Origin of the sequence: Hymenobacter polaris (assembly GCF_012927305.1) — a bacterium.
Lineage (GTDB): Bacteria > Bacteroidota > Bacteroidia > Cytophagales > Hymenobacteraceae > Hymenobacter > Hymenobacter polaris.
In genome coordinates, this window is the sequence record NZ_JABBGH010000001.1 from 270,270 (window position 1) to 287,853 (window position 17,584).

General features: G+C 66.4%; 16 protein-coding genes and 1 pseudogene. 8 read left to right on the top strand and 9 right to left on the bottom strand.

All coding sequences use genetic code 11. The features are described 5' to 3' along the window. Positions 1 to 5: 5 nt before the first annotated feature. Positions 6 to 673, bottom strand: a pseudogene (locus HHL22_RS01090) (CatB-related O-acetyltransferase). 110 nt (positions 674 to 783) lie between these two features. Here HHL22_RS01090 and HHL22_RS01095 point away from each other — a divergent pair. Then, positions 784 to 1,941 (top strand): spore photoproduct lyase family protein, encoded by a 1,158-nt coding sequence (locus tag HHL22_RS01095; protein ID WP_241737934.1) that lies wholly within the window; start codon positions 784 to 786, stop codon positions 1,939 to 1,941. A 179-nt stretch (positions 1,942 to 2,120) separates the two neighbouring features. Here HHL22_RS01095 and HHL22_RS01100 read toward each other — a convergent pair whose 3' ends face one another. Together HHL22_RS01100 and HHL22_RS01105 are read right to left on the bottom strand one after the other, a co-directional pair. Further along, entirely contained in the window at positions 2,121 to 2,894 is a 774-nt protein-coding gene (locus HHL22_RS01100) for a hypothetical protein (protein ID WP_169529129.1), read from the bottom strand. A 94-nt stretch (positions 2,895 to 2,988) separates the two neighbouring features. After that, a complete protein-coding gene (locus HHL22_RS01105) occupies positions 2,989 to 3,267 on the bottom strand; it encodes a hypothetical protein (protein ID WP_169529130.1) in 279 nt (92 codons plus the stop codon). Positions 3,268 to 3,349: 82 nt separating this feature from the next. Here HHL22_RS01105 and HHL22_RS01110 point away from each other — a divergent pair, with 82 nt between their 5' ends. Then, the gene (locus HHL22_RS01110) at positions 3,350 to 3,592 is read left to right on the top strand and encodes a hypothetical protein (protein WP_169529131.1); all 243 of its coding nucleotides are present in this window, start codon (positions 3,350 to 3,352) and stop codon (positions 3,590 to 3,592) included. Positions 3,593 to 3,605: 13 nt separating this feature from the next. On the opposite strand, the gene HHL22_RS01115 is transcribed toward HHL22_RS01110, so the two are convergent. Together HHL22_RS01115 and HHL22_RS01120 are read right to left on the bottom strand one after the other, a co-directional pair. Beyond that, the gene (locus HHL22_RS01115; protein WP_169529132.1) at positions 3,606 to 4,163 is read right to left on the bottom strand and encodes an NUDIX hydrolase; all 558 of its coding nucleotides are present in this window, start codon (positions 4,161 to 4,163) and stop codon (positions 3,606 to 3,608) included. A 137-nt stretch (positions 4,164 to 4,300) separates the two neighbouring features. After that, positions 4,301 to 5,128 carry a formate/nitrite transporter family protein gene (locus tag HHL22_RS01120; RefSeq protein ID WP_169529133.1) on the bottom strand — a complete coding sequence of 276 codons (828 nt, stop codon included), beginning with the start codon at positions 5,126 to 5,128 and terminating at the stop codon, positions 4,301 to 4,303. A 152-nt stretch (positions 5,129 to 5,280) separates the two neighbouring features. Here HHL22_RS01120 and HHL22_RS01125 point away from each other — a divergent pair, with 152 nt between their 5' ends. The 3 genes from HHL22_RS01125 (at position 5,281) to HHL22_RS01135 (ending at position 8,246) form a co-directional block, all read left to right on the top strand. Beyond that, positions 5,281 to 6,108 (top strand): PhzF family phenazine biosynthesis protein, encoded by an 828-nt coding sequence (locus HHL22_RS01125; protein ID WP_169529134.1) that lies wholly within the window; start codon positions 5,281 to 5,283, stop codon positions 6,106 to 6,108. 55 nt (positions 6,109 to 6,163) lie between these two features. Continuing rightward, positions 6,164 to 7,261, top strand: coding sequence for a tetratricopeptide repeat protein (locus HHL22_RS01130; protein ID WP_169529135.1), 1,098 nt, complete (start codon positions 6,164 to 6,166; stop codon positions 7,259 to 7,261). A gap of 265 nt (positions 7,262 to 7,526) precedes the next feature. Beyond that, entirely contained in the window at positions 7,527 to 8,246 is a 720-nt protein-coding gene (locus HHL22_RS01135; RefSeq protein ID WP_169529136.1) for a LytR/AlgR family response regulator transcription factor, read from the top strand. A 52-nt stretch (positions 8,247 to 8,298) separates the two neighbouring features. Here the strand turns inward: HHL22_RS01135 and HHL22_RS01140 are convergent, their stop codons facing one another. The 3 genes from HHL22_RS01140 to ruvC form a co-directional block, all read right to left on the bottom strand. Next, on the bottom strand, positions 8,299 to 10,911 hold the full coding sequence (locus tag HHL22_RS01140; RefSeq protein ID WP_169529137.1) for an ATP-binding protein: 2,613 nt from the start codon (positions 10,909 to 10,911) through the stop codon (positions 8,299 to 8,301). Positions 10,912 to 11,083: 172 nt separating this feature from the next. Continuing rightward, the gene (locus HHL22_RS01145; RefSeq protein WP_169529138.1) at positions 11,084 to 11,488 is read right to left on the bottom strand and encodes a carboxypeptidase-like regulatory domain-containing protein; all 405 of its coding nucleotides are present in this window, start codon (positions 11,486 to 11,488) and stop codon (positions 11,084 to 11,086) included. 290 nt (positions 11,489 to 11,778) lie between these two features. Next, the gene (gene ruvC / locus HHL22_RS01150; protein ID WP_169529139.1) at positions 11,779 to 12,426 is read right to left on the bottom strand and encodes a crossover junction endodeoxyribonuclease RuvC; all 648 of its coding nucleotides are present in this window, start codon (positions 12,424 to 12,426) and stop codon (positions 11,779 to 11,781) included. A gap of 51 nt (positions 12,427 to 12,477) precedes the next feature. Here ruvC and HHL22_RS01155 point away from each other — a divergent pair, with 51 nt between their 5' ends. The 3 genes from HHL22_RS01155 (at position 12,478) to HHL22_RS01165 (ending at position 15,406) form a co-directional block, all read left to right on the top strand. Continuing rightward, a complete protein-coding gene (locus HHL22_RS01155; protein ID WP_169529140.1) occupies positions 12,478 to 13,440 on the top strand; it encodes a lysylphosphatidylglycerol synthase transmembrane domain-containing protein in 963 nt (320 codons plus the stop codon). Position 13,441: 1 nt separating this feature from the next. Continuing rightward, complete coding sequence (locus tag HHL22_RS01160; protein ID WP_169529141.1) at positions 13,442 to 14,761, top strand: glycosyltransferase; 1,320 nt, start codon at positions 13,442 to 13,444, stop codon at positions 14,759 to 14,761. Positions 14,762 to 15,022: 261 nt separating this feature from the next. Continuing rightward, positions 15,023 to 15,406 (top strand): c-type cytochrome, encoded by a 384-nt coding sequence (locus HHL22_RS01165; protein ID WP_241737937.1) that lies wholly within the window; start codon positions 15,023 to 15,025, stop codon positions 15,404 to 15,406. A 107-nt stretch (positions 15,407 to 15,513) separates the two neighbouring features. Here HHL22_RS01165 and pulA read toward each other — a convergent pair whose 3' ends face one another. Then, positions 15,514 to 17,556: a type I pullulanase gene (gene pulA, locus HHL22_RS01170; protein ID WP_169529142.1), complete on the bottom strand. Its 2,043-nt coding sequence runs from the start codon at positions 17,554 to 17,556 to the stop codon at positions 15,514 to 15,516. Positions 17,557 to 17,584 lie beyond the last annotated feature (28 nt).

Consider the following 17,584-nt stretch of genomic DNA (forward strand, 5'->3'; position numbering starts at 1 on the left):
GCGGCCTAGGTGGCTTGCTCCAAAGCCACGAGGTCGGTGCCGCAGATGGCGGCCAGGTGGCGGGTGATTTTGGCGGCGTCCCAGTGCCACCAGGCCACGGCCAGCAGGCGCGCCACGGTGGCCTCGTCGTAGCGGTGGCGCACCACCGTGGCGGGGTTGCCGGCCACGACGGCGTAGGGCGGCACGTCCTTCGTGACCACGGCGCGGGTAGCTACGATGGCGCCGTTGCCCACGCGCACCCCGGGCATCAGCAGGGCATCGTGGCCCAGCCACACGTCGTTTTCCACCACCAAGTCGCCCTTGCTGGGGAAGGTAGCGGGGTCGAAAGCATCTTCCCAGCCCTGGCCGAAGACCGGGAAAGGAAACGTGGTGAATAAGTCGGTGCGGTGGTTAGCTTCGCTGAACTTCGTTTGCCGCCATTCATAACAAATTTCACCCCCGAGGCGATTTGGCAAAAGCGCCCAATGCGCAGCCGGTCGCCCACGAAGGGAAAGTGGTAGAGCACATTGCGCTCAAAATTGCGCACATCGTCGAAGTCATCGTAATAGGTGTAGTCGCCCACCTCTATGAGCGGGTTCGTGATGCTGTTCTTCAGAAATACCAGCCGCTCGTGGCCAGCTAGGGGGTGCAGCAGGCTGGGGGCCGGGCCAGTGGGGGTAGGGGTGGGAGGCATGCAAAAAAATAAGAGGCAAAATGCGCAAAGTGCTGGCAGCCAAGGAGCCTAATAACCGCCAAAGCTAGCTTGAAATGACTTATTTGCGGCCCTAGGGTGTTTACTATGTAATGCAACTCGACCTGCTGCTCCCCGTACTGAACGCCCCTGCTTTGCCCGCCGCCCCGGCCCTAGGGCCCGCGGCCGGCGCTACCCTGGCTGCCCCCGGTGCACCCCGCGCCCACGGCGCCAAGCTGTGGCTGCCCAAGCGCGTAGTCTTCACCCCCGATGCCCTGGATGAGGAGTATGGCCAGCGAATCTTGGCCCGCACCACGGCCCTGGGGCTGGACATTGAGCTACTAAAAAGCAACCGCCTCACCAACCTGCGCGGTGCTGACGAGCGCGCCACTTACCGCACCGCCAAAAGCACCCTGGCCGTGGTGAAAGCCCCCGCCGGCGCCCTGCGCCTGCAGCCCACGCCTCCGTCGGCCGACTACCAGCTCAACCTGGCCGAGGGCTGCCCCGCCCACTGCCAGTACTGCTACCTGGCCGGCAGCCTAAGCGGGCCGCCCGTGGTGCGCGCCTTTGCCAACCTACCCAAGCTGCTCGAAAACACGCAGTTGTACGAGCGCCCCGGCCAGCTGGTGAGCTTCGAAGCCAGCTGCTACACCGACGTGCTGGGCATCGAGCACCTCACCGGGGCCCTGGCTGAAACCGTGGGTTACTTCGCGGGCCGCGAGGGGGCTCGGCTGCGCTTCGTGAGTAAGTACGACCACATGGGCAGCCTGCTGGGCTTGCCCCACCAGGGCCATACTCGCGCCCGCGCTTCGCTCAATGCCGAGCCCCTGGCCCGGCAGCTAGAAGGCGGCACGGCCAGCGTAGAGGCGCGCTTGCAGGCCCTACGCCAGCTGGCGCTGCCGGTGGCCCTAGGGGGCGGCGGCTACCCGGTAGGCGTGGTGCTGGCCCCCATCATGCCGCTGCCCGACTGGCAGCAGCACTACGGCGAGCTGCTCGACCGGCTGCACGCGGCCCTCGCCGACGTGCCGGGCCTCGACCTCACGGTGGAGTTTATTACCCACCGCTTCACGCCCGGCTCGAAGGAGGTGCTGCTGGGCTGGTACCCCGCCACCACCCTCGACCTGGAGGAAAGCACCCGCGCCCAGAAGCGCAACAAGTTTGGGGGCGTGAAATACGTGTATGACCGCCCCACCATGCAGGAGCTAAAGACTTGGTTTTACGCTGAATGGCAGCGCCGCTTCCCGCAGGCCCCCATCCAGTACTGGACGTAAGCTAGGGATTAGCGCGCAGGGGCTAGGGCCGTTCAATGACTGGGTGTAGCGACGTCTCCTTGCGTCTCGTCGTTGTTCAATAAGCCCGGCGATTAGACGCAAGGAGGCGACGCTACACTCAGCTGTATCCTGATTCCGAAAGCGCTGTCGCTGAACGGTTTTAGCCCCTGCGCGTTACCCTAGGCGTCTTTCCAGAAGCGAATCAGCTCGCGCACTTGGTTGAGGAAGCGAGCATCTTCGGAGAGGCGGGCTATTTCCGTCACGGTTTGGCGGGTTAGCGCTTCGTGGTCGCGGGCGTTCTGACGGCTCAGTTCTTCCAGGCGGCCGTCGGTGCGGTCGATGGCCTGGCGCAGGGCGGCCAAGCTCTGGCCCTGCAAGCTTGCCCAAGAGCCTTCGCGGTCCACGTCAAGTTGTGCAGCAAGGGTTTTCTGCCCGGTTTCCAGCTCGGTCACGCGGGTGCGCAGCTCGGCTACGTCCTCGCGGGGGTAGCGGATTTGCTGGCCCATGTTGCGCAGGCGGGTAGCCAGGTGCTCGTAGGCCCGCTCGGCGGGGCGCACCAGCGTGAGGGCCAGCGCTATCCCGGCGGCCCAGTAGCCCAGCGGCACCAGCCCGAAGTAGGCCAGCCCGAGCAGCACCGCCGCCGTGGCCAGGTGCAGCCCCACGGCTAGCTGCCGAAACCGCCGCGCCACGCGCTGGGCATAAGCCACCGTATCGGCAGGCACGGCAATGCCCTGGGCGGCAGCATCGCGGGCCTGCTCTACCACGTCGAGGGCGGCGAAGTGGGCGTTCCAGGGCAGGATGAGCACCACCGCGAACCACCAGAGAATAGCCACGCCCGCCACCCAATCGACTAGCCGCCCCGTGCCCACGTGCAGCCACTGCAGCCCCAGAAACACCAGTAGCACCGCTCCGGCGAGCAGCAGCAGCGAAAGTAAAAATCCCCGAAACGACATAGGCAGTTGGAGCGAACTGCTAGCGCAGCCGCGCTAGCCTAGGCCACAAACCTACTGACAGTCAAGCGCGCGGGCAACACCCGGCCGCGCTTGGCTAGCAGCCGCAGCGAAAGTCGGGGTAGTCGGCAAAGGCCGGGGCGGGCGTGTCGTCGAGCCGAATAATGCGGTCGAGGCGGATTTCCTCGCCCGAGGCCAGGATGGTGTACTCGGCCCCCTCGCGGGTAACGAAGGTTTTGAGCGTGGCCGGACCCTGGCGCAGCTCGCGCAAGTCGCTGAAATACTGTAGATACACTTGCTGGTGGCGCGTGGCGGCCGCCTCCAGCACGTCGTAGAAGTGGCAGTCGATGGGGTGATAATCGGTGGTGGTTGGCATAGTGAATAAGAGTAGGCGTAATTACTTTCGGGTAACAGCGATGCAGCTAAAGCTGCCCTAACGTCTCCTCCCTTTAAAACCAATGGCAAATCTGTTTTCAACGCTGCTGCACACGTATACGCTACAGGTGCTAGTGGATACTACGCCGGGCCAGCCGGGGTTTCGCATTGTGGCGCCGGGCCTGTTAGGGAAGGAATATATCACGTCGCCGGCCCTCACGGCCCGCATCTTGGCTTCGCCCGAGTTCGACCAGCTTTTTGGTGCCGAACGGGCCCAGCGCATTCTGGAAATGGCGCTGAACTTAGCAGAGCAAGCGGGTGAGTAGCCAGCACTAGCCCCTAGGCCCCCAGCCGGCGCAAAGCCAGCAGGCACAGCGCCACCGAGCCCGATACCCGGATGTCGCCGCTCAAAATGCGGGCTTCTACGTCGGCCAGCGGCACCAGCACTACCTCAATGTTTTCGGTTTCGTCCAGGTCCTGAGCGGCCACGGGGCGCACGTCGCGGGCCAAAAAGAAGGAAATTTGGTTGGTGTCTTTGGTGGGGTTGTCGTAGGTGTCGAGCAGGTGCTCCAGGGGCTGGTCGGGGGCGTAGCCGGTTTCTTCGAGCAACTCGCGGCGGGCAGCTTCGGGCACCGACGTTTCGTGGGCATCGACTACGCCGCCGGGCAGCTCCAGCAGAATTTCGCCGGCGGCGTGCTTGTACTGGCGCACAAAAACTACTTGGTTGTCAGCAGTCAGCGGAAAGGTGAGTACCACGTGGGGCCGCACGCTCACAAAGTAGTCGTCCAGCTCCTGGCCGCTGGGCAGGCGCACGTGGTCGCGGCGTAGCTGGTACCAGCGGTGGGCGAAAACTAATTCGGAGGAAAGCGTTTGCCAGGATTCAATCGGGGAGGGCATGGGTGAGGAGCAATGAGCCATGAGCAACAAAGAACGTCATGCTGAGCTTGCCGAAGCATCTCTCCCGCACGATGCCCTAGGGGCGTGGTAGAGATGCTTCGACTGCGCTCAGCATGACGTTCTTTGTTGCTCATGGCTCATTGTTCATTGCCCTCGTCCTGGCCGGCCGTCACCTGGGCGTGGTTGAGGGCGGCCACCAGCGACACCCCGCCCAGGATGTTGCCCAGCAGCGCTGGTACCGTGAAGCCGCCCAGCGCCGCCGCCCAGGTGGTTTTGCCCGCGGCGGCCAGCGTAAACACCTCCACCGACCCCGCAATGACGTGGCTGAAATGGCCGACCCCAACCACGTAGGTCAGGAAAATAATAACCCAGATGCGGCCTTCCTCGGCAAAGGGCAGCAGCCACACCATGAGGGCAATAAGCCAGCCCGCGAAGATGCCCCGCAGCAGCACCGTGCCGAAGCCGGGGGCCAGCGCCAACTTCCCCATGTGGACAAACGCCGCCTTGGCCTCGGCTTCAAAAACTGTGGAGTGCACTACGACCAGGCTCAGTAAAAAAGCGCCCACTAAATTGGTAAACAGCACAATGCCCCACAGCCGCCCCACGTTGCGCAGGCAGGCCCAGGTGGGCTGTTGCAGCAGCGGCAGGATAGGGGTGAGGGTATTTTCGGTGAACAGCTGCTGCCGGCCCAGAATGACGATGAGAAACCCCACGCTGTAGCCTAGGTTGGCCACCAGCGGCCGCCAGGGCGCCTCGGGCAGGTAGCGCTCCAGCAGGCCCTCGGCAATCATCGAGAAACCCATGGAAAGGCCCGCCGCCAGCCCCGACCAAAACAGGGCGGCCGACGGGCGCTCCAACTCTTCCTGGCCCTCGGCCAGAATGGCGCGGTATATCACTTTTCCCGAGGGCGCACTGCGTTCCTGCGCCTCCTGGCTATCTTGTTTTTCACTGGCTTGGTCTGGCATAGTGCCTTCAACGCAAGAGCGCCCGCACGCGGCTGAAGCTGAACGCCGTACGGCCCATAATAAAGTTGCGCTAAGGCTTGCGTAGTGGTACTTAAACCAGCATATTTGTGCTTATACACAGTCGAGCTAACCTCAACTGCGTAGAAGGCCGCATGACCCTGCCCCTGTACCAAGTAGACGCCTTTGCGCGCCGGCCCTTCGCTGGCAACCCGGCCGCCGTGTGCCCGCTGCCCGCCTGGCTGCCCGCCGAAACCATGCAGCTAATTGCGGCCGAAAACAACCTGGCCGAAACCGCCTTCTTCGTGCCTTTGCCCGCCGAAGCGGCGGCCGATTTTCACCTGCGCTGGTTTACGCCCACCTTCGAGATTGACCTCTGCGGGCACGCTACCCTGGCCACGGCCCACGTGCTGTGGCAGGAGTTCGGCTTTGCCAAAGCCGAGGTAACGTTTGAGAGCCAGAGCGGCTTGCTGCGCGTGCGCCGCGAAGTCGACGGCCGCCTGGTGCTCGACTTCCCCAGCCGGCCCCCTAGGCCCCTGGCCGCGGTAGAAGTACCCCCGGCCCTCACCGAGGCCCTGGGGCCCGGCGCCGCCCAGCCCCTGGCCGTGCTGGCCGCCCGCGACTTGGTGGTCGAGTTTGCCCACGCCGACGAAGTGCTGGCCCTGCGCCCGCACTTCGCGGCCCTCGAAAAGCTGGGCTACATCGGGGTAGTCGCCACGGCCCCCGGCCCGGCGGGCGTCGATTTTGTGTCGCGCTTCTTCGCCCCCGAAGTGGGCGTGCCCGAAGACCCCGTCACGGGCTCGGCCCACAGCACGCTCATCCCCTTCTGGGCCGCCAAGCTGGGCAAAACCGAGCTTTTTGCCCGCCAGGAGTCGGCCCGCGGCGGCGAGCTGTGGTGCCGCCTGCGCGGCGACCGCGTGGATATTGGTGGCTACGCCGTCACCTACCTGCGCGGCCAGATTGACGTGCCCGACGTGCCTTAGCCTTTTCGGCCGCCCTGGGCGGCTTTTCATTCCCCCACTCTACCACTCTACTACTATGAACAAACTGCTACTCTCGCTGCTGCTGGCCGCTACCCTAGGGGTGGCCCGCGCCCAAACCCCCGCCCCAGCCGATGCCCCCGCTACCGCCTCGGCGGCCGAGCTGGTGCGCGATGGCATTGGCCTCTACGACGCCGGCCGCTACACCGAGGCCCTAGCCAAGTACCAGCAGGCCCTCGACCTGGCGCCCACTAGCCCCCTGGCCCGCGCCGAGCTGGCCATGGCCTACAATGCCCTCGACCGCAACGACGAGGCCGCCGCGCTTTGCCAGCAGCTGGTGCAGGAGAATCCCCGCGTGAGCCCATTCGTGTACGCGGTGTATGGCCGCAGCCTGGCCGATAGCCGCCCCGCCGAGGCCCTGGCGGCTTATCGCCAAGGTATTCAGTACTTTCCGACCGATGCCAACCTGCACCTCAACGAAGGGATTGCCTTGGCCGGGCAGCGCGACTACGAGGGGGCGGCCGCCAGCTTTCGCTACGCAGTAGCCTTGCAGCCCGACCAGGCCAGCGCGCACATGCTGCTGGGCATCACGCAGTTGCAGCTGGGGGCGCGGGTGCCGGGGCTGCTGGCCATGGCCCGCTTCCTGGTGCTGGAGCCCACTGGCCCGCGCAGCCAGCAGCGCCAGCAGTGGCTCGACCAAGTGATGCTGCAGGGCGTGGCCGCCCAGCCCAGCGGCAACCACGTGCAGCTAAGCGTGCCGGCCTCGGGCCTGCGCGCCGATGGCGGCCGGGTGGGCGATGACTTCGGGCCCGAGGAAGTGCTGCTGGCCATGCAGGGCGCTTTTAGCTTGAGCGACGCCAGCCAGCACAAAACCAAGCTCGAGAAATTTATCGACCAGTTTGGGGCGCTGTGCCGGGCCCTGGGCGAGCGCCAGCCCCAGGCCGGCCGCGGCTTTGCGCGCACCTACTACGCGCCCTACTTTGCCGAGATGGAGCGGCGCGGCTTCGTGCCGGCCTTCGCCTACCTCACCCACAGCGCCCAGCCTAATGCCCCCGAGGTGCGGCAGTGGCTGGCGGCCCACCCCCTCCAAGTACGCGGCTTCCAGGAATGGTCGCGCAGCTACCCCTGGCCCAAGCTGAAGCAGCCCAAGCCCTAGGCCCCCGGCGGCTGGCAAGGCGTCGGCCCCCGGCGGGCGCCGCAAAAGAGGCGAGTAAGCGAAAGTTTTTGGCCGGGCATAGCGCTGGCTATAAAATGAGTAGCTTAGTGCCAGCGCTCAGGTGAGCGCGGGGCCTAGGGCGGGCGCAGTCCTGGTCGGGCAGTATCCCGTAGATGCGGCCGACTGGTGGTAGCTTGCAGCTGCCAACCACCAGCCGTTGAGAGCAAGTCCGCGCTACCGGCTTGCTCGGTACCTTTCTTTGCTTATGAGTGTTGCCCCGCTTGCCTGCGTCATCGTCGATGATAATGAGATTAACCGCCTGACCCTTGAGCATCTCGTGGACTTATCGCCCGAACTGACGCTGACGGCTTCGCTGGCCAGCGGCCTCGAGGCCCTCGAGTTTTTTCGCCAGGGCGGGCACTGCAACTTGCTGCTGCTCGACGTGGAAATGCCCATGCTCAGCGGCCTGGAGCTGGCCAAACTGCTGCCACGCCCCGGCCCCGCCATCGTGCTGGTGACCACCCACCGCGAGTTTGCCGTGGCAGCCTTCGACATTCAGGCCGTCGACTACCTGGTAAAGCCCGTGGAGTTTGGGCGCTTTCAGCAGGCCGTAGCGCGAGTGATGGCCGCCCAGCCGGCCGCGCCCACTCCGCCCCCACCTGCTACGCCCGCCAGCTCCGAGCTGTTTGTGAAAGTGGGCACCAAAACCGTGCGCGTCAACTTCGATGAGGTGCTCTACATCGAAGCGCTGTCAACGTACTCGGTGCTGGTGACGCCAACCCACAAGCACATTGTTTACCTCACCCTCAAGGCCCTGAGCGAGCGTTTGCCCTTTGCGCACTTCGTGCGCGTGCACCGCTCCTACATCGTAAATACTCGCCGCATCGAGGCCATTGAGGATGGTCTGCTCAAACTGATGCAGTACGAGATTCCGATAGGCAAGTCGTACCAGGAAGAGTTTATGCGCCGCCTCGAAAGCTTGTAGGAGTAAAGAATTAAACAGGGGCTCAGCAGGCCCCCTGTTTAATTCTTTACTCCTAGCTCCTAATCCCTCCTGGTAGCTCGTGGGGCAGTTCGGCTAGGGCTAGCTCGCCTTGCATAAGTAGGCGCAGGGCAGCGGCGCGCAGGGCGGCGTGGCTATCGGCCGGGGCGGCCTCCAGCAGGCGCACGGCGTCGGCCACGTCCACCAGGCCCAGCGACTCGAGGCTAGGCTTGATGTGGTGCGTGATTTTGGCCGCCTCCGTCCAGTTGGCGCTGTCCATGGCTTGGCGCAGGGCAGCCAGGCTACCCGGCATATTGCGCAAAAACGAGCGGATAATCTTCACTACAAATTCCTCGCGGCCCCGCGCCATCTGGCGCAGCCGGGTCAGGTCGAAGCTGCGCGGGGTGGGCAGCACGCGCAGCAGCGTGCGGTACACGTCCTCCTCCTCAAACGGCTTCGAGAGGCAGGCCTGCATGCCGGCCCCCAGGTAGTGGTCGCGGTCCGACTTAAAGACGTTGGCTGTGAGGGCCACGATGGGCACCTGGGCGCGCTCGGCGTCGGGCAGGGCCCGGATGGCGGCCGTGGCATCGAGGCCGTTGAGCACGGGCAGCTGAATATCCATCAGCACCAGGTCGTAGGGCGCGTCGTCGCGCACGCGGTCCACACCGGCCCGGCCATCCTCGGCTTCCTCCACTACCACGCCCCAGTCCTCTAGCAGCAGGCGGGCCACAGTGCGGTTTATCTCGTTGTCTTCTACCACCAGCACGCGCCGGCCCCGCAGCGCGCCCGTGTCGTAGGGGGCCGTGGGGGCGGGGGCTAGGGGCGAGGGGGCCTTAGGCAGCGTGAGCACAAAGGCGAACGTGCTGCCTAGGCCCGGCTCGCTGCTCAGGCGCAGGCTGCCGCCCAGCTGCTCTACTAGCGCCCGCGAAATGCTGAGCCCTAGGCCCGTGCCGCCGTAGCGCCGCGTGGTATCGGCGTAGGCCTGGGTGAAGCCGTCAAAAATAGCTTCCTGCTTGTCGTAGGCAATGCCAATGCCAGTATCGGCCACGCTGAAGCGCACCGTAATGGTGGCCTCGGTTTCGGCCAGCAGTTGGCCCACTATCACAATGCGCCCGCCTGGCTCGGTAAACTTGATGGCGTTGGCCACCAGGTTCAGCAGTATCTGGTTGAGGCGGTAGGCGTCGCCCAGCACCCAGGGCTGGGGGCACGATTTCTGCAGGCGGGTGCCCGTTACCTCGATGCCTTTTTCCTGGGCCTGGGCGACCAGCGGCTGCAGGCACTCGTACATCGAGTCGCAGAGATTGAAGGGCTGCGACTCCAGCTCGAGCTTGCCCGACGTGATTTTGGCCATGTCGAGCACGTCGTTGATGATGTGCAGCAAGTGCTGCCCGGCGTGGCGGATGGTGCTCAAAAACTCCTGCTGGCGGCTGTCGAGGGCGGTGCGGGCCAGCTGCCCGGCCATGCCCAGCACCCCGTTGAGAGGGGTACGAATCTCGTGGCTCATATTGGCCAAAAAGTTTTCGCGGGCCTTCACCGCCGCTTCCGCCGCATTTTTAGCCTGCTTCAGGGCGCGCTCGGCCTCAATGCGCTCGGTAATGTCCTGCCCGTAGCCCACTACGTAGGGTGCCTGGCTTTCCTCGCGCACCAAGTGCGTGTGGTAGAGCACGTAGCGGGGCTTTTCGTGGCCGGGCGGGGCTAGGGCCATCACGCCCTGGTGCCCGCCCTGGGTGGCTACCTGCTGCAGGTAGGCAGCCACCTCGGCGCGGTAGGCGGGCAGGGCCCCCTCGGCCAGGTGTACGCCCACCATGGCCTCGGCGGGGCAGCCCACCAGGGCGGCCCCGGCGGGGTTCACGCTCAGCAGCTTGCCCGCCAGGTCGTGGGTAAAGATGAGCGCCTGCGAGTGCGCCATTAGGTCGCGGTACTGCTGGTCGCGCAGCTCCAAGCCGCGCACGGCTACGCGCTGGGCGGTAATGTCGGTGCTGATGCCCAGCACCTGGCGCTCGCCATCGGGGCGCACCAGCAGGCGCCGCACCGTGCGAAACCAGCGCTGCTCGCCCGTGGCCAGCGTTACCGGCCCTTCGCTGGTGAGTTGCTCGCCGGTGGCCAGCACGTGGGCGTCATTGGCTTGGTAGCTAGCTATTTCCTGGGCCAGCGGCGGGGTGGCGGGCTGGGCGTGGGTGGGGTGCAGGTGGCTGGTTTGGCTGCGTAGCTCCACCGAGGCCCGGTTGGCAAATACTATCTCGGCCTGGGCATTGCGCACAAATACGGGGTTGGGCGTCGTGTCCAGTATCTGCTCAATCAGGCTGCGCTGCTCGGCCAGCTGGCGCTCGGCTAGCACCTGCTCGGTAATCTCGACCAGGTACAGCGTGAGGCTGCCCGCCGGGGGAACCGACGCCACCGCCTGCCCCCGAAAAAAGCGTTCGCCCACCTCAATAAGCGGGCTACCCCCCGCCAGGAGCGCCGCGCTTAGCCGCTCGCTCACCAGCGCTTGCTGGGCCGGGGCCAGGCCGCCCAGCAGTTGCCGGGCGGCCTGGTTGGCATACAGCTGTTGGCCCTGGGCGTCGAAGCGCAGCACGGGGTGCGGGTTGAGGTCGGCCAGCAGGCGCAGGGCTTGCAGTTCGGCTTCTGCTGGCAGCGGCGCAGCGGGTTCGGCAAAAATAAGCGGCATAGCTTGCAGCACCTTGCGGCGCCAGTCAACCAGGGCTGGCCGCTTGCTACTAGGCCAAAGATAGCCGGAATGGGGGCGACCCGCGTTTCACTGCAAGCTACTATTAAAGCCGTAAAAGGCCCTTTCCCGCCGAGGGAAAGGGCCTTTTTTCTGGCCGTACTCCGGCAAAAACTTAGCGGCCTAGGGTCAGGCGCAGCGGCTGGCCGCTGGGCTGGTCGAGGGCCAGGCGGGTGCTACCCACCCCGAAGTAGTCGGCCTTGATGGCCACGGGGTTACCCGCCGGCACCGCCAGCGAAAACTCGCCGCGGGCGTTGGTTACTGCCAGCTGGCGCGGGGCGTTGGCCATAAATACGCTGGCGCCGGGGCAGGGCTTGCCGTCAGTTAGCAGCACCACGCCCGTGAGCACTACCTGCTGGGGAGCGGCCGGGGCGGCGGCGGGGACCACTGCGGCGGGGGCCGCGGCGGCTTTGGCGGCGGGGGCGCCCAGGGCCACGGTGCGCTTGGCGGGGGCCTTCGGGGTCTTCAGCGTTTTGGCGCTGGGCTCGTGGCTGGCCGCCAGCGAAGGCAGCGACAGCATGAAGGCGGCAGAAGCGATGCAGAGGCGGAGAGCTGGCGAGAGGCGCATGAGTAAAAAGGTTGTTTTCGGTTGAGAAGAAGTAAGGAAGGCAGAAGGAAGTAGCGGGGTAGTTTTTAGCTTAATAGAAGACGGCGTGTTATTTTTCTATTGCAAAGATAAGACAAGAAAAACCACGACTGTTACAAACGCCAATCGATTATTTAATAAGTACAAACGATAATCCCAAACCAGGGGGTTTCTGGGTTAAAATTCCTCGAAAATTGCTGAATGCCAAGGCCGAGTTGGACTGCTTAGCGCGGGGTTTTGGCGCCGGGGCGGGCGGGCTTGGCGGTGGTGGCCAGCGCCCGGGCGGGGTTGTCGGCCAAGAACTTGTCCCAGCTTTTGGTGCCCGCCTTGGCGTTGTTACCCTGCTGGTAGTGGTGGCACAGGGCTACGGCCAGCGCATCGGTGGCGTCCAGAAACTTGGGGGCTTCCTCTACGGGCGGCAGCGCCAGGGTTTGGCGCAGCATGCGGGCCACCTGCTCCTTATCGGCCGAGCCCGAGCCCGTAACGGCCTGCTTTACCTTGGTAGGGGCGTATTCCACGAATGGGATATCGCGCGAGAGGCAGGCGGCAATGACCACGCCCTGGGCCCGGCCCAGCTTGAGCATACTCTGCACGTTGACGCCGAAGAAGGGGGCCTCGATGGCCAGCTCGTCGGGCAGGTACTCGTCAATCAGCTCCAGCATCCGCGAGAAGATGCGCTTTAGCTTTACGGCATGGTTGGTCCCGAGCGACTTCAGGTTGAGCACGTCGTAGGTGAGCACGTCCACGCGCTGCCCGCGCACCTCGATGAGGGCGAAGCCCAGAATCTGGGTGCCGGGGTCGACGCCCATGATAATCTTCTCGGCGGGCGGCTGCCGCGGGGCGAGGGGGGCGGGAGTGCGCGGGGCGGCCATACCACGCAAAGTTACGCCCCACCGCCCCGGCGCCCCCGCCGCACCGCCTGGGTGGGCTGGGCCAAGCTAGGCCTCACGCTGCTCACCCTAGGCCTGCTTTACCGCTCGGTGTTTACCGCGCCCGACACGGCGCGGGCCTGGCAGCAGCTGGTGGCCGCCACGCTGGGCGGCGCGGGGCGCGGCCCGGTGCTGGCGGCCCTGGCCCTGGTGCCCCTCAACTGGGGCCTCGAAGCCTGGAAGTGGCAGCGCCTGGCCAGCCACCTGAGCCCTAGGCACTCCTTTGGGCGCAGCCTGCGGGCGGTGCTGCTAGGCCTCACGCTGGGCTTCGCCACCCCCAACCGGGTGGGCGACTACGCCGCTCGCATCCTGACCTTGCCCGGCCGGCGGCGGCTCGATGCCGTGGGGGCCGTGTTTTTGGGGCGCTACGCGCAGCTGGTGGCCACGGTGCTGGCGGGCGGGGCGGGCCTGCTGTACTTCGCGCTGCGGTTTTACCTAGCGGGCTACCCGGCGGCGCAGGCGGGCGTGCTGGTGGCGGGGGCCCTAGGGGCGGCCCTGGCCCTGCTGCCGCTCTACCGCACGCGCCTGCTGCTGGCGGCCCTGGCTCTGGTGCGGCCGCTGCGACGCTTCCGGCGCTACCTGGCCGTGATGCCCACCTACACCAGCCGCGAGCTGCATGCGGTGCTGGCCTTGTCGGGCGCGCGCTACGCCGTGTTTTGCGGGCAGTTTCTGTTGCTGCTGCACGCCTACGGGGTGCGCGGGGCCCTGGGGCCGGCGCTGGCGGCGGTGGCGGGCACGTTCCTGTTCAAGTCGCTGGTGCCCTCGCTCAATGCTCTGGCCGACGTGGGCGTGCGCGAGCTGACGGCCACCCACCTCTTCGGGCTGCTGGGTGAGCCGGCACTGCCGGTGCTCAGCGCCAGCCTCAGTTTGTGGGTGCTTAACATTGCGCTGCCGAGCGCGCTGGGGCTGCTGCTGCTGCCCGGCCTGCGGGTGCTGCGCGCAAAGCGCCGCCGCTAGCATGGCCGCGCTGATTGGCGGCAGCCTGCTGCTGGTAGCGGCCCTCTACGCCGGCGTGTGGGCCTGGCTGCGGGCGGCTTTCAAGAAGCTACAAGTTGACGCAGGCGTTGGGTTTGCAACCCACACCTGGGCGCCAAATCCTACCCCCGGCCCCTCCCCTCCGGGAGAGGGGAGCCACGGCGGCGCGGTACTGAACTCGTCAGGCTCCCCTCTCCCGGAGGGGAGGGGCCGGGGGTGGGGTGAGCGCCAAGGCGATGACGCGCCCCAAGCTGAAGGCAACTCTGCTGGCCAGGAGCTGCTTTTCTCGGTGCTCGTGGCGGCCCGCAACGAGGCCGATGCGCTGCCCACGCTGTTGGCGGCCCTAGGGGCGCAGTCGCTGCTACCCGCTTGCTTCGAGGTGCTTGTGGCCGACGACCACTCCACCGACGCCACGGCGGCCGTGGTGGCGCAAGTGGCCCGCACCGCGCCGTTCAGCCTGCGCCTCGTAGAGCTGCCGCCCGGCCACGCGGGCAAGAAAGCCGCCCTCACGGCCGCCGAAGCCCAGGCCCGCGCGCCCTGGGTGGTGTGCACCGACGCCGACTGCCGCCCCGGCCCCGGCTGGCTGGCCGCCTACGCTACCTTGCTGCAAACTCACTCCTTCAAGCATTCACCCATTCACTTCATCAGCGGGCCGGTGCGCCTCACGCCGGGCGGCGCGTGGTTTGACGGGCTGCTGGCACTGGAGTTTGCGGGGCTGATGGGCGTGGGGGCGGGCTGCATCGGGCGGGGCCGGCCCACCATGTGCAACGGCGCCAACCTGGCTTTTCGACGCGCCAGCTTCCACGCGGTGGGGGGCTACGCCGACAATGCCCGCCTGGCCAGCGGCGACGACGAGTTTCTGCTGCACAAGCTGCACCAGCGCTACCCCGGTGGCATCCGCTTTCTGGCCGACGCCCGCGCCGTGGTCGATACGCCCGCGCCGGCTACCCTCGGGGCCCTGCTGCGCCAGCGGGTGCGCTGGGCCAGCAAGTACCCGCACTACCGCCCGGCCGCCCCGCGCCAGTTGGCCCTGCTGGTGCTGGGCACCAACGTGGCCTTGGCGCTGGGCCTGGCCCTAGGGCTGGCCTGGCCGGCGCTGCGGCCCTGGGTGGCCGCCACTTGGGTGCTCAAGCTAACCGCCGATGCCTGGCTGCTGGGGCCGGTGCTGGGCCTGCTGCGCCGCCGCCGCTGGCTGGCGTGGCTACTGCCCCTGCAGCTGCTATATGCGCCCTACGCGCTGGCCGTGGGGCTGGCCGGGCGCGGGGCCGGCGGCTACCGCTGGAAGGGCCGGCAGGTGCAGTAAAAAACAGTGATTTTTTGATGAAAATATTCCTTCGGCAGTAAGCAAAAAGCGCGGCCGCTGGTTGTACTTGTGGCCTGGCTGTCACTAGCGAAGCCAGCCCGCGCTATGCGTACCAACTACTCCGGCTTTGCCCTGGCCGTTAGCATGGGGCTCATTGTTTTACTGCTTGGCTTTGTGGCCCTCAGCGCCGGCGGCTTAGTGCAGCTCGCACCAACCGAGGAAACAGCGGCGATGCCGATTGATAGCCTGGGTAAAGCTGGAATGGGTGACTCGTTACGGGCGACGGTCGTGGCCTACGTGCCGGCCAACCCGCAGGAAGCCGCCGCCATTGCGGCCGGCGATGCGCTCTTCAAAAGCAACTGCGCCCAGTGCCACGCCGTGAATGAGAAGGTGGTAGGACCCGCACTGGCGGGCATTACCAAGCGCCGCTCCATCAACTGGATTATCCCTTGGGTGCATAACTCGGCCAAGGTTATTGCCAGCGGCGACGAGTACGCCGTGAGACTTTACGGCGACTACAGTAAGCAGCAGATGCCCGCTTTCCCTAACCTTACTGACCAGAATATTAAGAATATCGTGGCCTTCGTATCGGCGCAGGAAGGAAGCTCCGCAACAGATTCAGCTCCAGCATTAGCAGTGCAGTAAAACTGGCGGTCATGCTGAGCGCAGCCGAAGCATCTCTACCGAACAATCCAGGCGGCGCGGTAGAGATGCTTCGGCAAGCTCAGCATGACCGTCTTCACCGGCTTCTATTACTGCTTTAAAATCAGCGCCGAGCAGGCGGGCACGCTGATGCCCGCGGCAGCTACCCCTAGGGCCTCCTTGGCCAGCAAATCGACCCCTAGGCCGCGCAGCACTACCTGGTACTGGCCGGCGGGCAGCGGCACGGTAGCGGCCTGGCGCAGGCCGTTAAACACCAGCGTAATGGTTTGCCAGGCGTCGCCGCCCGCGTGCGCGCGCAGCTGGTAGGCGATGGTGCCGGCCGGCGCGCCGGGCAGGAAAACCAGGTGCTGGGCCACCTCGGCCTGGGTGCGCAGCCGGAAGGCGGGGTGCGCTTTGCGCAAAGCCAGCAGCTGCTGGTAGAAGGCAAACACCGCCCGGTTTTTAGCCTTCAAGGCCCAGTCCAGCTCGTTGATGCTGTCGGGCAGGTTGTAGGAGTTACTGGCGCCCTTTTTGGTGCGCAGAAACTCGTCGCCTAGGGGCAAAAACGGGATGCCTTGAGCCGTGAAGACGATGGTGTTGCTCAGGGCGTCCATCTGCGTTAGCTCCTGCTCGGTGGCGGTGGGGTGGGCTACGCGCATCTTGTCCCACAGCACCCGGTCGTCGTGGCAGGCTACGTAGTTGAGGGCCTGGCCGGGTTGGGTGGCCCAGGGCGCTTTGCTGTAATTAACCTTTTGGTAGTCAAGCTGCGGGTGCTGCACGGCGCCCACGATGCCGAACTTTACGCTCTCTTCCAAGCCGGGCTGGCCGCCCACGAAGCCGCCCTCGGCCTGGCGGGCGTAGTGGCCCTTCACGCCGTCGCGCAGCTCGTCGCCAAACGCCGCGATGCCCGGCAGCTGGGGCAGGTTGGCCTTCACGGCGCGCTGGGCTTCGGGCAGGGGGCTAGGGCCAGCCGCCCAGCCCTCGCCGTACACCAGCAGCTGGGGGCTCACCGCATCCAGCGCCTGGCGCACGGCGCGCATGGTGCCCATATCGAGCACGCCCATGAGGTCGAAGCGGAAGCCATCGACGTGGTAGGCGCGGGCCCAGTAGCTTACGCAGTCCACGATGAGCTGGCGCACCATAGGCCGCTCCGACGCCACCTCGTTGCCGCAGGCGGTGGCGTTCGAGAGCTTACCATCGGCAGTGTGGCGGAAGTAGTAGCCCGGCACCAGCTGCTCGAAGGCGCTGGTGCCCGCGTCGGCCACGTGGTTGAACACCACGTCCGCAATGACCCCGAGGCCCTGCTGGTGCAGGCTCTGCACCAGCAGCTTATACTCGCGGATGCGCACGGCCGGGTCTTGGGCATCGGTGGCGTAGCTGCCCTCGGGTACGAAGTAGTTGAGCGGGTCGTAGCCCCAGCTGTAGCGGTCGGGGCTGGGTGGGCGGGCTTCGTCGATGGCCGCGAAGTCGTTGGTGGGCAGCAGGTGCAGGTGCGTCACGCCCAGGTCCAGGGCGTGCTGCACGCCGGTGCTCACGCCGTCAGGGCCGCTGGTGTGGCGCTCGGTGAGGCCCAGGTACTGGCCCCGGTGCTGGATGCCCGCGCTAGCCGCCGCTGACAAGTCGCGCACGCTCACCTCGCCGATTAGCGCGTCGGTGGGGTGGGCGAGGGGCGGGCGGCGGTCCTGAGCCCAGCCGGGCGGCGCCGCCCGGCTGGGGTCGAGCCAGGCGGCGCGGCGGCCGTTTACGCCCACGGCGCGGGCGTAGGGCTCGCACACCTCGGCCATCACCCGCTGGCCAATAGTAGCCTGCACCGTGTAAAAGCCGCTGGTGCCGGGCGGCAGGCGCAGCACCCAGGTGCCCTGGGGGCCGCGTTGGAGGGCGTGGGTGGCCCTAGGGCTGCCGCCGCTGCCGGCCGCGTACAGGCGCAGGCGCAGCGCGGTGGCCGTGGGCGCCCACACCCGCAGCGTGCCCGCGCCGGTGCGCGCCTCAAAAGTCAGGCCCAGGTCGGAGCCGGCATAAACGGGGTACTGGGCGGGCGAGAAATCGGGCACGGGCGCGGTAGCAGAAGAAGCGGCGGGGCGGGTGGGCGGCGGGGCCGCTGGCGAAGCGGGCAGCTGCGCGGCAGCTGGCCCCGCCAAAACGAGCGGCAGCATAAAAAGCAAGGCCGCCGAATACGTCGGC

What these genes read in the sequence shown, in the direction of transcription:
- HHL22_RS01095 (WP_241737934.1), top strand. Translation starts at nt 784, where the DNA reads ATGCAACTCGACCTGCTGCTCCCCGTACTGAACGCCCCTGCTTTGCCC.
- HHL22_RS01100 (WP_169529129.1), bottom strand. Translation starts at nt 2,894, where the DNA reads ATGTCGTTTCGGGGATTTTTACTTTCGCTGCTGCTGCTCGCCGGAGCG.
- HHL22_RS01105 (WP_169529130.1), bottom strand. Translation starts at nt 3,267, where the DNA reads ATGCCAACCACCACCGATTATCACCCCATCGACTGCCACTTCTACGAC.
- HHL22_RS01110 (WP_169529131.1), top strand. Translation starts at nt 3,350, where the DNA reads ATGGCAAATCTGTTTTCAACGCTGCTGCACACGTATACGCTACAGGTG.
- HHL22_RS01115 (WP_169529132.1), bottom strand. Translation starts at nt 4,163, where the DNA reads ATGCCCTCCCCGATTGAATCCTGGCAAACGCTTTCCTCCGAATTAGTT.
- HHL22_RS01120 (WP_169529133.1), bottom strand. Translation starts at nt 5,128, where the DNA reads ATGCCAGACCAAGCCAGTGAAAAACAAGATAGCCAGGAGGCGCAGGAA.
- HHL22_RS01125 (WP_169529134.1), top strand. Translation starts at nt 5,281, where the DNA reads ATGACCCTGCCCCTGTACCAAGTAGACGCCTTTGCGCGCCGGCCCTTC.
- HHL22_RS01130 (WP_169529135.1), top strand. Translation starts at nt 6,164, where the DNA reads ATGAACAAACTGCTACTCTCGCTGCTGCTGGCCGCTACCCTAGGGGTG.
- HHL22_RS01135 (WP_169529136.1), top strand. Translation starts at nt 7,527, where the DNA reads ATGAGTGTTGCCCCGCTTGCCTGCGTCATCGTCGATGATAATGAGATT.
- HHL22_RS01140 (WP_169529137.1), bottom strand. Translation starts at nt 10,911, where the DNA reads ATGCCGCTTATTTTTGCCGAACCCGCTGCGCCGCTGCCAGCAGAAGCC.
- HHL22_RS01145 (WP_169529138.1), bottom strand. Translation starts at nt 11,488, where the DNA reads ATGCTGTCGCTGCCTTCGCTGGCGGCCAGCCACGAGCCCAGCGCCAAA.
- ruvC (WP_169529139.1), bottom strand. Translation starts at nt 12,426, where the DNA reads ATGGCCGCCCCGCGCACTCCCGCCCCCCTCGCCCCGCGGCAGCCGCCC.
- HHL22_RS01160 (WP_169529141.1), top strand. Translation starts at nt 13,442, where the DNA reads ATGGCCGCGCTGATTGGCGGCAGCCTGCTGCTGGTAGCGGCCCTCTAC.
- HHL22_RS01165 (WP_241737937.1), top strand. Translation starts at nt 15,023, where the DNA reads ATGGGTGACTCGTTACGGGCGACGGTCGTGGCCTACGTGCCGGCCAAC.
- pulA (WP_169529142.1), bottom strand. Translation starts at nt 17,556, where the DNA reads ATGCTGCCGCTCGTTTTGGCGGGGCCAGCTGCCGCGCAGCTGCCCGCT.